This is a genomic window from Neptunicoccus cionae, assembly GCF_014643735.1.
GTDB classification, from domain to species: domain Bacteria; phylum Pseudomonadota; class Alphaproteobacteria; order Rhodobacterales; family Rhodobacteraceae; genus Amylibacter; species Amylibacter cionae.
In genome coordinates, this window is the sequence record NZ_BMKA01000003.1 from 66,830 (window position 1) to 80,442 (window position 13,613).

The 13,613-nt window shown below is 55.6% G+C and carries 17 protein-coding genes; 9 read left to right on the forward strand and 8 right to left on the reverse strand.

Features of this window, described 5'->3' with window-relative positions:
- Nucleotides 1–3: 3 nt before the first annotated feature.
- The 3 genes from IEX10_RS11160 to IEX10_RS11170 form a co-directional block, all read right to left on the reverse strand.
- Nucleotides 4–588, reverse strand: a complete 585-nt coding sequence (locus tag IEX10_RS11160; RefSeq protein ID WP_188674972.1) for an HNH endonuclease — start codon at nt 586–588, stop codon at nt 4–6.
- A gap of 146 nt (nt 589–734) precedes the next feature.
- Nucleotides 735–1,337 (reverse strand): septation protein A, encoded by a 603-nt coding sequence (locus tag IEX10_RS11165; RefSeq protein ID WP_188674975.1) that lies wholly within the window; start codon nt 1,335–1,337, stop codon nt 735–737.
- A 34-nt stretch (nt 1,338–1,371) separates the two neighbouring features.
- On the reverse strand, nt 1,372–2,286 hold the full coding sequence (locus tag IEX10_RS11170; RefSeq protein WP_188674979.1) for an EamA family transporter: 915 nt from the start codon (nt 2,284–2,286) through the stop codon (nt 1,372–1,374).
- Between the two features lie 27 nt (nt 2,287–2,313).
- Between IEX10_RS11170 and IEX10_RS11175 the strand changes: the two genes are divergently transcribed.
- Nucleotides 2,314–2,835, forward strand: coding sequence for an MgtC/SapB family protein (locus tag IEX10_RS11175; RefSeq protein ID WP_188674982.1), 522 nt, complete (start codon nt 2,314–2,316; stop codon nt 2,833–2,835).
- 22 nt (nt 2,836–2,857) lie between these two features.
- Here the strand turns inward: IEX10_RS11175 and ftsY are convergent, their stop codons facing one another.
- Entirely contained in the window at nt 2,858–4,303 is a 1,446-nt protein-coding gene (gene ftsY, locus IEX10_RS11180; protein ID WP_188674985.1) for a signal recognition particle-docking protein FtsY, read from the reverse strand.
- 126 nt (nt 4,304–4,429) lie between these two features.
- Here ftsY and IEX10_RS11185 point away from each other — a divergent pair, with 126 nt between their 5' ends.
- Nucleotides 4,430–5,323 carry a transglycosylase SLT domain-containing protein gene (locus IEX10_RS11185; RefSeq protein ID WP_188674989.1) on the forward strand — a complete coding sequence of 298 codons (894 nt, stop codon included), beginning with the start codon at nt 4,430–4,432 and terminating at the stop codon, nt 5,321–5,323.
- A gap of 118 nt (nt 5,324–5,441) precedes the next feature.
- On the forward strand, nt 5,442–6,446 hold the full coding sequence (locus IEX10_RS11190; RefSeq protein WP_188674992.1) for a hypothetical protein: 1,005 nt from the start codon (nt 5,442–5,444) through the stop codon (nt 6,444–6,446).
- A 39-nt stretch (nt 6,447–6,485) separates the two neighbouring features.
- On the opposite strand, the gene fabG is transcribed toward IEX10_RS11190, so the two are convergent.
- A complete protein-coding gene (gene fabG / locus IEX10_RS11195) occupies nt 6,486–7,223 on the reverse strand; it encodes a 3-oxoacyl-[acyl-carrier-protein] reductase (protein WP_188674995.1) in 738 nt (245 codons plus the stop codon).
- Nucleotides 7,224–7,228: 5 nt separating this feature from the next.
- Nucleotides 7,229–8,167 (reverse strand): ACP S-malonyltransferase, encoded by a 939-nt coding sequence (fabD, locus tag IEX10_RS11200; RefSeq protein WP_188674998.1) that lies wholly within the window; start codon nt 8,165–8,167, stop codon nt 7,229–7,231.
- A gap of 245 nt (nt 8,168–8,412) precedes the next feature.
- On the opposite strand from fabD, the gene rpsF reads away from it, so the two are divergent.
- From rpsF to rplI, 3 genes are read left to right on the forward strand one after another with little or no spacing between them, the layout of a single operon-like run.
- Nucleotides 8,413–8,766 (forward strand): 30S ribosomal protein S6, encoded by a 354-nt coding sequence (gene rpsF, locus IEX10_RS11205; RefSeq protein WP_188675000.1) that lies wholly within the window; start codon nt 8,413–8,415, stop codon nt 8,764–8,766.
- A 16-nt stretch (nt 8,767–8,782) separates the two neighbouring features.
- A complete protein-coding gene (gene rpsR, locus IEX10_RS11210) occupies nt 8,783–9,010 on the forward strand; it encodes a 30S ribosomal protein S18 (RefSeq protein ID WP_069299854.1) in 228 nt (75 codons plus the stop codon).
- Between the two features lie 11 nt (nt 9,011–9,021).
- The gene (gene rplI / locus IEX10_RS11215; protein WP_188675003.1) at nt 9,022–9,648 is read left to right on the forward strand and encodes a 50S ribosomal protein L9; all 627 of its coding nucleotides are present in this window, start codon (nt 9,022–9,024) and stop codon (nt 9,646–9,648) included.
- A gap of 88 nt (nt 9,649–9,736) precedes the next feature.
- On the opposite strand, the gene IEX10_RS11220 is transcribed toward rplI, so the two are convergent.
- Both IEX10_RS11220 and IEX10_RS11225 read right to left on the reverse strand, forming a co-directional pair.
- The gene (locus tag IEX10_RS11220; RefSeq protein ID WP_188675006.1) at nt 9,737–10,147 is read right to left on the reverse strand and encodes a hypothetical protein; all 411 of its coding nucleotides are present in this window, start codon (nt 10,145–10,147) and stop codon (nt 9,737–9,739) included.
- The gene (locus IEX10_RS11225) at nt 10,144–10,851 is read right to left on the reverse strand and encodes a hypothetical protein (protein ID WP_188675009.1); all 708 of its coding nucleotides are present in this window, start codon (nt 10,849–10,851) and stop codon (nt 10,144–10,146) included. Before IEX10_RS11225 ends, IEX10_RS11220 begins: the two co-directional genes overlap by 4 nt.
- A gap of 207 nt (nt 10,852–11,058) precedes the next feature.
- Here IEX10_RS11225 and IEX10_RS11230 point away from each other — a divergent pair, with 207 nt between their 5' ends.
- The 3 genes from IEX10_RS11230 to IEX10_RS11240 all read left to right on the forward strand — a co-directional run bounded on the left by IEX10_RS11230 (nt 11,059) and on the right by IEX10_RS11240 (nt 13,600).
- Nucleotides 11,059–11,592, forward strand: a complete 534-nt coding sequence (locus IEX10_RS11230; protein ID WP_188675012.1) for a tetratricopeptide repeat protein — start codon at nt 11,059–11,061, stop codon at nt 11,590–11,592.
- A gap of 101 nt (nt 11,593–11,693) precedes the next feature.
- Nucleotides 11,694–12,065: a DUF2237 family protein gene (locus IEX10_RS11235; RefSeq protein WP_188676398.1), complete on the forward strand. Its 372-nt coding sequence runs from the start codon at nt 11,694–11,696 to the stop codon at nt 12,063–12,065.
- 152 nt (nt 12,066–12,217) lie between these two features.
- Nucleotides 12,218–13,600 (forward strand): aminotransferase family protein, encoded by a 1,383-nt coding sequence (locus tag IEX10_RS11240; RefSeq protein WP_188675015.1) that lies wholly within the window; start codon nt 12,218–12,220, stop codon nt 13,598–13,600.
- Nucleotides 13,601–13,613 lie beyond the last annotated feature (13 nt).

Here is a 13,613-nt window from a genome sequence, read left to right on the forward strand (position 1 = left end):
CGATCACGCTTCCAGTTCGGCATCCCAGTACAAGAAATCCATCCAGCTATCGTGCAAGTGGTTCGGGGGAAACTTGCGGCCAGCGTTCAGCAACTGGTTGGCCGATGGCTGCATCGGGGTGCGCCGCAGCTTCATACTGGCCTGTCGCAGCGACCGCGCGCCTTTACGCAGGTTGCACGGACCGCAGGATGCCACCACATTCTGCCATGTCGTCTTACCGCCACGGGACCGCGGCACCACGTGATCAAAGGTCATATCCCCGCGCGAGCCGCAATACTGGCAGGTAAACTCATCCCGCAGGAAAAGGTTGAAACGGGTAAACGCGGTGGTTTGGGCCGGTTTGACGTAATCCTTCAGCACAATCACCGATGGGATACGGATTTCGACCGACGGGGAGTGAACCGTCCGTTCATACTCCGCAACGATGGTTACGCGATCCAGATATGCCGCTTTCACGGCCTCCTGCCAGCGCCAGATAGATAGTGGAAAATAGCTGAGCGGCCTGAAATCTGCATTCAGGACCAGCGCGGGATTTTCCCGCAGGCCAGCCGGATTTCGGATAAACTCTTGTGTAAACTCGGAAGTCATAAGCGTCACGCATCCCTGCTCTGTTGCGTTGGTTGGCATCAGAGCGGGGCATCCCGCCCGTCACCGTAAGGAAAACTATATATAGATGGTTCCCTAGAACAACCCTCTATATTGAGCAGGTAACAGGCTTATGACGGGTTAAAGGATCAGGTTTTATCTTCTTCCGTGCTGTGCCGCGCGAACAGTGGCCCTTGCACGATGAAGAAAACGAACACCAGCGCGGTCAGACCGAAAGTCTTGAAATTCACCCAAGCATCTGTGGACATCAACCGCCAGACCAGCTCATTCGCGAGCGCCAGTGCCAGAAAAAAGGCACACACCCGCTTGGTCAGGATCATCCAACCTTCATGGGTCATCGGCACCATTTCATCCATGACAGATCGCAGATAAGACTTGCCCTGCAGTAGGCCGATCCCCAGCAATCCGCCGAACAGTACATAGATAATCGTCGGCTTCATCTTGAAGAAACGGTCGTCGTTGAACCAGATCGACATGCCACCGAAAACCACAACCAGAACGGCTGTCATCAGTTGCATACGTGACAGCTTACCCGTGAGCCACCACAGCAATCCGGTCGACAGCAAAAGCACCGGAATAAACGCGGCTGTGGCCACGATGAACCCTTCATAGCTTTGGCCGAACAGATCAAATTCCCGATCCTTCATCCGCGTATAGGCGACAAAGAACAGGACAACAGGCCCAAGCTCCAGCCCGAGTTTCAGCATCGGGTTGACTGACTTCTCACTCATAAAATTTTGCCTCTAAGCTACCGTTTCTTGTGATTTAGCCGCTAAACTCTACCAAAACCGCGCCGCCTGCAATGGCAACCATCAGCGCTGCGCGCAAAAGACCGACTTTCTCATGTAGGAACAGCCAGCCGATCAGCGCGGCAAACACCACAGAGGTTTCCCGCAGCACCGCAACCTCTCCGACTTTGTCGAGCCGCGTTGCAAACATGATGGAGCCAAAACTCGCAAAGGCAACCAACCCGCCAATGATACCCCGCCCCGCCATAGACCGCACCGAAGGCTGGACAGTCATCCTACGATAGCGGTAGAGCGCGATCCACGGGAACACCAGCCCGTCCAGAAAGAACAGCCAGAAGATAAAGGTGAACGGATTGACTGTGGCGCGCACCCCGTAGGCATCCCAAGTGGTATATGCGGCCACGCCAAAGCCTGTCAGCACCGCAAAAAACAGCCCCATGCCCATCGTGCGCCGGTCAATCCCGCCTTGCATCAGGTTGATCCCCGCCAACAGGAAAATGGCCGAGGACAGCAGCAGAACACCCGACCACTGCACCAGATTATAGCTCTCTTGAAACTTGTGCTGGAACACGATCCCCACAAACAGCATCGTCACCAGCGGCCCCATGCCCCGTACAACCGGATACACAACCGTATAGCTGCCCCGCGCATAAGCCATAGCCTGAAAGAACTTATACACTAGATGGATACCCATCGCCCCGAACAGCAAAGGCCACAGATGTGGTTCCGGCCAGGGCACCAGAAACAGGATCACCGGCAATGCCATCAGGCTGTAGCTTACATCAATCGCGCCGCGTGCCAGCCAGGGATCAAGCTTTCCCTTTTGCAACGCGCCAAAGACCGCGTGCAACATGGCCGCCAGTATCGCCAGCGCCAGTGCAAGATTGCGCCCTGTCTGGGTTCCGTCTACTTCTAATAACCATTCGGCCATATCCGGCCCCCGATTGCAGGATTTAATATGTATTCAGCTCTTGTCGACGAGTTTCAGATCAACGGTTCGGTTGTACCGCTCGGTATCGTCATTTTCCGTATGTTTGCGGCAACCTTAATGGGTGGTATTATCGGTTGGGAGCGGGAACACAACGCCCGCGCTGCCGGATTGCGCACCCATATGATGATTTCCGTTGCGTCCTGTCTGTTTGCGATTGTGGCGCTGGACCTGATCGCACTGGATACCGAAGATCAGGACCGGATCAAAGCCGACCCGATCAAGCTGATCAGCGCGATTACATCCGGCGTGGCGTTTCTGGCCGCTGGTTCGATTATCATATCAGGGGGCAAGGTCCACGGGCTGACCACAGGGGCAAGCATGTGGCTGGTCGGTGCTGTCGGGCTTAGCTGTGGCACCGGACGCATTCCACTGGCACTGGTCGCAACTGTAATCGCCCTGATCATCCTTTGGATTGTGAACCGTGTGGCGGCACGCCCGAAAAAGGACCTCGAAGAGAAAAAAGAAGACGAGGATGTAGAGCCGGTCTAGCGCGCGACAAAGGGCCTGCGCACTATTCCAGTCCTGTCAAGGCGCGGGCAAATTCTTCGGGATCAAAGGGCGCCAGATCGTCGATCTGTTCCCCCAGCCCGATGGCGTGGATCGGCAGGCCGAACCGGTCCGCCAGTGCGACCAGAACGCCGCCTTTGGCCGTTCCGTCCAGCTTGGTCATCACCAGCCCCGAAACATCCGCGATCTTCTGGAAAATCTCCACCTGTGACAGCGCGTTCTGACCCGTAGTCGCATCCAGTACCAACAGTGTGTTGTGGGGCGCTTCGGGATCCTTTTTACGGATCACCCGCACGATCTTGGCCAGTTCTTCCATCAAGTCCTGACGGTTCTGCAACCGCCCCGCCGTGTCGATCATCAACAGGTCGGCCCCGTCTTCTTCCGCCTTAGTCATAGCATCAAACGCCAGCGACGCCGGATCGGACCCTTCGGGCGCTGTCAGCACCGGCACGCCGGCCCGCTCCCCCCAGACTTGCAATTGTTCCACGGCGGCAGCGCGGAATGTATCGCCTGCTGCAATCACAACAGTCTTGCCCGCTGCCTTGAATTGGCTGGCCAGCTTGCCGATGGTTGTCGTCTTGCCAGAACCGTTCACCCCGACCACCAGAACCACCTGCGGGCGTTTCGCATAGAGCGGCATCGGACGGGCAACAGGTTCCATAATCCGCGTCACTTCACTGGCCAACAGCGATTTCAATTCAGCGGTAGACAGCTTCTTGCCCATACGTCCTTCGGCCAGATTGGCAGAGACCCGCATCGCGGTTTCAACGCCCATATCGGCAGTGATTAGCAAATCCTCGATGCTTTCCAGCATGGCATCGTCAAGCGCACGGCGCACAACAGTTTTGTCCGCAGTACGTCCACCAAACAAACGCCCCAGAAGTCCCGGCTTGGCGGCTTCGGCCTCTTGGGCCGCCTTTGCAGCCTCTGCCTCTGCTGCAGCCTGACGGGCGGACTCTGCTTCGGCTGCGGCTTGTTCGGCCCGCTTGCGCTCCTCGGCCTCGGCTGCCTCTTCGCGGCGGGCTTGTTCTTCGGCCTCAATCCGCGCCAGTCGCGCAGCCTCGGTTGCTTCGGCAGCTTTGCGTGCGGTTTCTTCGGCCTCGCGCTCTGCTTTGGCACGGCTCTCAGCGTCAAGACGCGCGGTTTCCTGCGCCTCCGCCTCAAGCTGTTCTGCATGACGTCGCGCCGCCTCTTCCCGCTCGGCCTTGGCCGCGTCTGCCGCAGCTTGCGCTTCTCGCGCAGCCGCTTCCTGTTCCGCCAGTTCCCGCGCAGCAGCCGCTTGGGCCTCTTGCGCTTGGCGTGCGGCGGTGGCTTCGGCCTGACGGGCCAGTTCCGCTTCACCGGCCTCTGCTTCGGCTGTGCCGCCATCCTCTACAATCGCGTCAAGCCCCTCTTCGATCTTGGAAGAAGAGTTGAACATGCGGTCTTTGAGTTTCTTGAAAAAGGACATATGACGGTTGCTCTTATAGAAGTGATTTCACATGCAGGATGCTCTATTGCACCTAACCTCCGACAGAGGATTTTTAAAGCCCGATTTTAGCGTGCCCTGCCCGTCCGTTGCGATATATCCCCCATTATGCGCCTGATCTTCATCCTTTTCCTGCTTACCGCTCCGCTTGCCTCGCCCGTGTTTGGCGAACCGCCCGACAGGCAATGCAACACAGGTCGTTGGGGTGCGATCTGGTGTATCCGCAATGATTTCATCGCCTATGACACCTGTCTGGCAATCCGCAATGCGGCAGCGTTGCACAAACTGGACACAGGGTTTTTCGCCCGCCTGATCTGGCAAGAAAGCCGGTTTGATCCATACGCCCTGTCACCCGCAGGGGCCGAGGGCGTGGCCCAGTTTATGCCCGGCACCGCAAAACTGCGCGGCCTTGGCGCCAGCTACAATCCGGCAGAGGCGCTGGATCATTCGGCCCATTACCTCGCTGAACTAATCGGGCGTTTCGGGAATGCCGGACTGGCCGCAGTGGCCTACAACGGCGGGGAACGCCGCGCGGCAGAGTTTATCGCAGAAACTGGCGGTCTGGCCCAAGAAACCGAAAATTACGTGCGCATCATCACTGGCCAAAGCGCGCAGGACTGGCGCGACACCCCGCCAGAAATCCTCGATATGTCTTTGAACAAAGACAAGCCCTTCCTGCCCGCCTGCCTCGCGCTGGCCCGTACCAGTCGCGTCAGCAAGCTGAAATCTCTGCGCCCCGTCCCAACCCTGCCACCGTGGGGCGTTCAACTTGCCTCCGGTTCCACAAAGGCCAAAGCCGCCAGCAGCTTTGAACGAAACTCCCACGCCTGTGACGCAGAAATCGGGAAACAGAAACCTGCGTACATCCGAAAGAAACCTCAAGTGGCTGGGCGCAAAGCCTATTACGTGGCCCGCCTTGGCGCCGTGTCGCGCGGGGCGGCCCAGCAACTGTGCAACCGCCTGCGCAAATTCAATTGCGCCTGCACGGTCTATAAGAACTGACACCTTTCCCCGTTAGCCAAAAAATTAATTGTGCAAACCGGATGCGAGGCATAGGATCAACGCAATTCCTAATTTTTCATTAAGCTATTTAATTCCCTCGCACGGAAAGGTGGACCCAATGGCTGCCAGCAAAGACAGCGCAATTATCGAAAGTTATGCGTCCGACAGCTTTAACAAAGCTTTGAGAATAATAAATAAAGACAAAGATACCGCGATAGGTGTTTTGTCGCAAAACCTGTCAAAAATCAAAAGCATCGCAATTCCGATTTCCCCAAAAGGAGTGTCGGAGTACGCAAAGAACAAAGCCAGTTGCGAGAAAGCTTACAAAGCTTTCATGCAGGAAATGAACGCGGTTTGGAGCAAAAAGGCGAAAAGCGGCAAGAAGCTCGACACGCTATATGACAATTACTGCCAGACAATTGCCGAATTAGAAGCCGAGAACGATCGCTGGACTGCGGTGCTCGGGGCGGATTTCATTCTGAAGGTTTCAAGCGGCTTGCAGCAATTGTTAAAAATGCGCGAGATGATGAAACTACGTGCCAGCGAGCTGTTGACGGAAATTGAAGCCCTCAAGAAAGATTTGAAAAAGGCTGAAAAAGAGGAGTGGCACACCTATGTCAAGAACGGCATTTCGATTTGCTGGTCTGTTGCGACCATGGTCATTCCACCGCTCAGGGCCATGAGCATGGTTCATAAACTGGCGGCGACGGGCTTGGTAGTATTATCTTCCGACGCGATTTTCGGGTCCAAAAGCGATATTGCCGAAGATGGAACCACTACTGCACTGGATGGCATGAAGATCGCATCAGCAGCCAAGAAGATGGAACGTGCCGCTACCGGTTTTGGCGCGGCGTCATTGGCTTTGAAGGCTGTCGTAATCCATGGAGATGTAAAGGAAGTTGCCGAAGTACGCTCTAAGGTCGAAGTGCTAAAAGGTAAAATTGATAACGCACAGAAATCTGTGAATTATATGAGCAAAACCCTGCGCAAAACCGAGGGTGAGGCGATAAAGATCAAGACCAGTTTGCGTCAGTTGGAAAAGAAGATGATGGCGCAGGTCCAGAAGGGACGCGATGCCAGCAAGATGCATAAGAACCTGCTGGCAAAACGCGCGAAGCCCTAACGATAGGGCGCCCTAAGTGATCAGGGCGCCTTATCCAGTTTAGATCATCGCCATACCGCCATTTACGTGCAAGGTCTGGCCGGTGATGTAGCTGGACTCTTCGGACGCCAGATAGGCTACAGCGGAGGCAATCTCATCGGGATTACCCATACGCCCCATAGGGATAGAGCCGAGCATCCCGTCCTTCACCGCATCGCCAAGTTCCGCAGTCATCGCGGTTTCGATGAACCCCGGCGCGACACAGTTCGCTGTAATCCCACGGGATGCAATCTCCTGCGCGTAGGATTTGGTCATGCCGATCATGCCCGCCTTACTGGCCGCATAGTTCACCTGCCCCGCATTACCCGTCACACCCACAATAGAGGTGATGTTGATCACACGACCCCATTTTTGCTTCATCATCGGGCGCATCACCGATTTCATCAGCCGCATGGTAGAGGTCAGGTTCACGTCGATAACATCCTGCCAGTCTTCGTCCTTCATCCGCATGAACAGATTGTCCCGCGTGATACCTGCGTTGTTTACAAGGATATGCAAACCGCCCATCGCATCAGATGCTTGCCCGGCCAACGCAGTTACAGCCTCTGCATCGCCGAGATTACAAGGGGTCACAAAAGCCCGCTCGCCCAGGTTCGCGGCTAGTTCTTCCAAAGGACCGACCCGCGTGCCAGAAAGCGCGACTGTCGCGCCTTGTGCGTGAAGTGCGGTTGCAATCGCCCCGCCGATGCCACCCGAAGCACCGGTCACGAGAGCGCATTTACCTGTTAAGTCAAACATTTATCTTATCCAATCTTTTCTGCGGCAGCTTTTACGCCGTCGGGATCATTCACCGCAACGCATTCGATTTCTTTGGCAATCCGTCGGATCATCCCTGACAGCGCCTTACCGGCACCGATTTCATAGACTTCGCTTACACCCTGCGCTGCAACATAACCTATGCTCTCGCGCCAGCGCACAGACCCTGTCACTTGTTCTACCAGCAGATCACGGATCACGGCGGCATCTGTTACAGCTTCGGCGCGCACATTGGCGATCAGCGGCACGGCGGGGTCGTTGATGGTCACTTCGGCCAGCGCTTCCGCCATACGATCAGCAGCGGGTTGCATCAAAGCGCAATGGAACGGCGCAGATACCGGCAGCAACATCGCCCGTTTTGCGCCTTTTTCCTTGGCAATCACCAGTGCGCGTTCAACAGCCGCTTTATGACCGGACACAACCACCTGCGCCGGATCATTGTCGTTGGCGGCCTGACACACTTCGCCCTGTGCGGCTTCCTCTGCCACTTGGGTGGCCGTGGCAAAATCAAGCCCGAGCAGGGCAGCCATTGCGCCAACCCCAACCGGAACCGCCGCCTGCATCGCCTCGCCGCGGATGCGCAACAAACGCGCGGTATCCGCCAGAGAAATCGAACCCGCCGCACAAAGGGCAGAATATTCTCCGAGACTGTGACCCGCCACGTAAGACGCCGCCTCAATCGTGACCCCTTCGGATTTCAACGCCGCCATTGCCGCCATCGAAGTCGCCATCAAGGCCGGTTGTGCATTTTGGGTCAGGGTCAGGGTTTCAATGTCACCTTCCCAGATCAGGCCCGACAGGCTTTCGCCCAAGGCTTCGTCTACCTCGTCAAAAACAGCTTTCGCTGCGGGATACGCGTCCGCAAACGCCTTCCCCATGCCGATGGTCTGGGCGCCCTGGCCCGGAAATACAAATGCGCGTGTCATTGATGCCTCTTTTATTTTTTAGCTTCATGTATTTTTAGTGTCTGTTACGGTTGGGGACAAGAAACTTCAACACGCGCGCCGTATTAAGCGCCAATCAGACCACTGGCACGCTTACAGCTTGCATTCACCTCAGGCTTCGCTATACCCGCCTCATCTTCCGCAGATTTACGTTCACGCGGATGCCTCTCGTACCGGGGGGCGGAAGATTAACCCGGTTTTGAAGCACGCTTACATATGGTGATAAAATGGCGCTCTACGAGCACACATTTATTGCGCGTCAGGATCTTTCCAACGCGCAGGCCGAAAGCCTGATTGAGCATTTCGGCGCCGTTCTGACAGACAACGGTGGTAAAGTTGTCGAGAACGAATACTGGGGCCTGAAGACTATGGCCTACAAAATCAACAAAAACCGCAAGGGCCACTACGCCTTTCTGAGATCAGACGCCCCTGCGCCTGCTGTCGCAGAAATGGAACGCCTGATGCGTTTGCACGATGACGTAATGCGCGTTCTGACCATCAAAGTTGATGAGCACGAAGAAGGCCCTTCCGTTGTAATCCAAGCTAAAAACTCCCGCGACGAACGTCGCCGCGAACGTTAAGAAAGGACGCTAAATCATGGCTAACAAACCATTTTTCCGTCGTCGCAAATCTTGCCCGTTCTCTGGCGACAATGCGCCGAAGATCGACTACAAAGATACGAAACTGCTGCAACGCTACATTTCCGAGCGCGGCAAGATCGTTCCATCCCGTATCACCGCAGTCTCTGCCAAGAAACAACGCGAGCTGGCTAAAGCCATCAAACGCGCACGGTTTCTGGCGCTGCTGCCCTACGCTGTGAAGTAAGGAGTAACCTCATGGATATTATCCTTCTCGAACGTGTGGCCAAACTGGGCCAAATGGGTGACGTGGTTTCCGTAAAGCAAGGTTACGCCCGTAACTTCCTGCTGGCCCAAGGCAAGGCGCTGCGCGCCACCAAAGGCAACATGGAAAGCTTTGAAAACCGCAAAGCTCAGCTGGAAGCACAGAACCTCGAAACCAAAAAAGAAGCCGAAGCTGTGGCTGCGAAACTGGACGGCGAGCAATTCGTTGTGATTCGTTCCGCTTCCGACTCCGGTTCGCTTTACGGTTCCGTTTCTACACGGGACGCAGCAACTGCTGCGACCGAAGCCGGCTTCACAGTCGACAAGAAACAACTGGTTCTCGAAGCACCGATCAAGGAACTGGGCGTACACACAATGCGTGTTGTCCTGCACCCTGAAGTCGAATGTTCCATCGAAGTCAACGTAGCCCGTTCTGCTGAAGAAGCCGAACTGCAAGCCTCTGGTAAATCCATTCAGGAACTGGAAGCAGAAGCAGAAGCAGAATTCGAAATCGCCGAACTGTTCGACGATATCGGTGGCGCAGCGCTTGACGATCTGGAAGACAATGTTCCGGCTGCTGAAGAAGAAGCAACTGGCGAAGAAGAAGAGCCTAAGGCTTAATCTTCCGACTGTTTTTCAAGTCAGACCAAATTTGAAAGGCCCGCTGGTTTCAGCGGGCCTTTTCTTTTGCGCGGCACGTAACGCCGCCCTAACCCGCCAGCCGCGCGATGCTGTCGGTCAGGCGACGGGCATCTGCAATCGCTTTGCTAAGGCTCTCGACCCGCGCCGGATCGGACCGCAGCGCGGCGGCCACCTGTCCTTCTTGTGTGGCGTTCAACCTGACACCGGCGGCCTGCGCTTTGGCACGCGCTGCGATCAGATCTGACTTAATGGCGCTGTGTTCCCCCCGCAGGCGGGCCAGCTCTGCCGTAAGGCGTGCGTTTTCCGCCTGTGCGCTGTCCACTTCGGCCTGACGGCTGGCGACACGACCATCATAAGTGCCGTTACTGGCACCAGCGACTCCGTTGAAGAAACCGCCGTCGCCGGGGTCTTCAGACGTCACACATCCGGCAAGTGTGGCAGCGGCCAATGGGATTGTTAACCTGCGAATTAACTTCATGACTTTGTTACCCCTTTCATCTGATTGGCCACGGATTTCATCGCAGCGATCCTTTGGGACAACAGGGCGATTTCAGTGTCTATTCCGGTCGCCTGTCCTTTGATCAGCCGCAGCGAACGGGTTGATTTAAATTCCTTTTCCCATTTCTGCGCCCCTTTTATGGCTTTGCTCATATTGTTAAGATTGGCCTTCGCCTGCTTTAACTCTCGGCGGATTTGCCGCTTTTTCGCACCGGAGGCGCGCAGGCCGTTCAGCTCGCTCTGTTGATAGGCCACGACCGCCTGCATCGTCGCAATAGAGGCCGCCAGTTCCTGATTGGCGCGGGTGACATCGTCCCTGATCCGCTCCAGCCGCAGTTCCTTGCGGCGGTATTTCTTCTGAAGTCGCGCCACATAGCTGCCGGAAATTGCACCAGCACCAATACCAATCTGCAAGCCGGAGTTATTGTCGTTACTGCTGAGCATATCCGCCAGCAATCCGACAGCAGCCCCCGCGACAATTCCTTCCGCCATTGTCCGTTGAAACGCCTTCGCCTGTCGCGCGAGTTCCGCCTCGCTGTAATGGGTCGCCGCAGATTTTGGTTGGTTGCGGATAAGCGGCGGATCTTCCCCAAGGGCGCGGGTCCGCGCACCCTGCGCAGAGGCCGTGGTAATCTGAAGAGTAACCAGCGCAGCGATCAGTGCCGTAAAGATCATCCGAAACATAACAAAACCCTTTCGGTTCGTTGTCTTAACCCTACGGTAGAGCGAGCCGGTGCAGGAATGAAATGTCAAAGATCACTGTTTTTCAATTCGCAGCATTTTTTGGTTGGGTCACTTTTACGTATAAATGCTATCACAGCAGGCATTTTCGGCTAAGCTCGTCGGAAATACCTATCTGTTATCTTTTTCGAAACCTTTGGGAGTTTTACTATGAAGATCATTGCAACCATCGGCTCCGGCCTGCTGGGTTTGTCTATCGCCACCGCCGCGCTGGCCGCTGGGGATGGCAATAGCAGTTCCACGCCAACTGAAGCGGCATGCAAAAAGAAAGGTATGGTGCTCGACACGGACAAGAAAAAATGTGTAGAGGCTGAAAGGGGCCTGTTCACGGATGAGGTTCTTTATATAAACGCACGCGCAATGGCCTATGACGGCCAGTACAACGATGCGATCCGGCTGTTGTCGCTTGTTCAAACCAAAGACGACCCCCGTGTGCTGAACTATCTGGGGTTTTCCCATCGCAAGCTCGGGGATTTACAAACCGCCCTGACCTACTACCAGCAAGCCTTGCAGATTGATCCCGATTACATCCTCGCCCGCAGCTATATGGGACAAGGCTTTGTGGCGGATGGCAATATGGATGGCGCACGTCAGCAACTAAGCGAAATTCGCACCCGTGATGGTGAAACCTCATGGGCCTATGTGATGCTGGAAAACGCGATTGAGACCCGCGTGACCTACTAACCCTCCAACGGTTTCTCCCTGTTTTCCCGTGACAATACCCTTTTGCGCAGCCTATCAATAGGGACTCGCAAAAGGGAAATGCCAACGTGACGAATACCGATATGGACGAAAGCCTTAACGTACTCGGAGAGGCGCTAAAGCCCTGCTCCAGCGATCCTGTAACGGGGTTTTACAGGGACGGTTGCTGCAACACCGGTCCGGCAGATCACGGCAAGCACACCGTGTGTTGCCTTATGACAGAAACCTTCCTCGCCTTCTCCAAATCGCGCGGTAATGACCTGTCCACGCCGCGCCCTGAATACGGCTTTCAGGGGTTGAAACCGGGGGACCGCTGGTGTCTGTGCGCTGATCGCTGGGTGCAGGCGGATGCCTTTGATGCAGCGCCCCATGTGGTTCTAGAATCCACACATATCAATACCTTAGAAACCATCCCGTTTGAAATTCTACGCCAGCGCGCTTTGGATATGAATTAACCCAACAGGTCCAGCGCGGCTCCAACTGGCCCTATTTGGTGAAAACTCTGGCCCTATGAAACCGGAGCATTTTGCCCCTTTCCTATTATCAGATAATCACGCAGGGTATGCCCCAAGTGACCTCCTCTTACAGACCCAGAAAGGTGCCCGTCATGGATGCGATAACCACCAACGACATCGAAGATATTATTGAAACAGACCGTGCCCATGTGTGGCACCACCTGATCCAACACAAGCCTTTTGAAACCATTGATCCCAAGATCATCGTAGAGGGTAAAGGCAACCGTGTCTGGGATGCCCGCGGCAAGGAACATCTGGACGCTGTGTCCGGTGGCGTCTGGACTGTGAACGTCGGCTATGGCCGCGAGCGGATCGCCAATGCGGTACGCGACCAGTTGGTTAAAATGAACTATTTCGCCCAAACCGCCGGTTCCATTCCGGGGTCCATCTTTTCCAAGATGCTGATCGACAAAATGCCGGGTATGAAACGCGTCTACTACGCGAACTCCGGTTCCGAGGCGAATGAGAAAGCCTTTAAAATGGTGCGCCAGATCGCCCATTCCAAACATGGCGGCCAGAAGTATAAGATCCTCTATCGTGAACGGGATTACCACGGCACAACCATCGCCTGTCTGTCCGCAGGCGGCCAACCTGAACGTAACGCACAGTACGGACCGTTCACCCCCGGTTTCGTCGAAGTGCCCCACTGCCTGGAATACCGCAACCAGTACGGCGTCACTGCCGAACAATACGGCGAGGCCTGTGTCAAAGCCACCGAGGAAGTCATCCTGCGCGAAGGCCCCGACACAATCGGCGCGATCTGTCTGGAACCGATCACAGCCGGTGGTGGTGTAATCGTGCCGCCCAAAGGCTACTGGGAAGGCATTCAGGCGCTGTGTAAGAAATACGAAATTTTGCTGCATATCGACGAAGTGGTCTGCGGCGTAGGCCGGACCGGCACATGGTTTGGCTACCAGCACTACGGCATCCAACCTGATTTCGTGTCTATGGCCAAAGGCGTAGCGTCTGGCTATGCGGCGATCTCCTGTCTGGTGACAACCGAAGCTGTCTTCGACAACTTTAAAGACAATGTAGACGATCCGATGAACTATTTCCGCGACGTGTCTACTTTCGGTGGATGTGCTTCCGGTCCGGCGGCTGCGATCGAGAATATGAAGATCATCGAAGAAGAGGGCCTGCTGCAAAACACCATCGACATGGGCGAGTATTGCTTGGGCAAACTGGGCGAATTGATGGACAAGCACAAGGTCATCGGTGAAGTGCGCGGCAAGGGCCTGTTTTTGGGTGCCGAACTGGTTGCAGACCGCGACAGCCGCGAACCGATGGACGAAAAGAAAGTCGCCGCAGTTGTCGCCAACTGTATGGCACAAGGGGTGATCATCGGCATGACCAACCGCTCCCTGCCCGGCCTGAACAACACGCTGTGCCTATCACCGGCGCTGATCTCGACAAAAGACGACATCGACGAAATCGCTGGCGTAATGGACAAAGCACTGGGCGAAGTCTTCGCGTAAACACGCAGAAGCA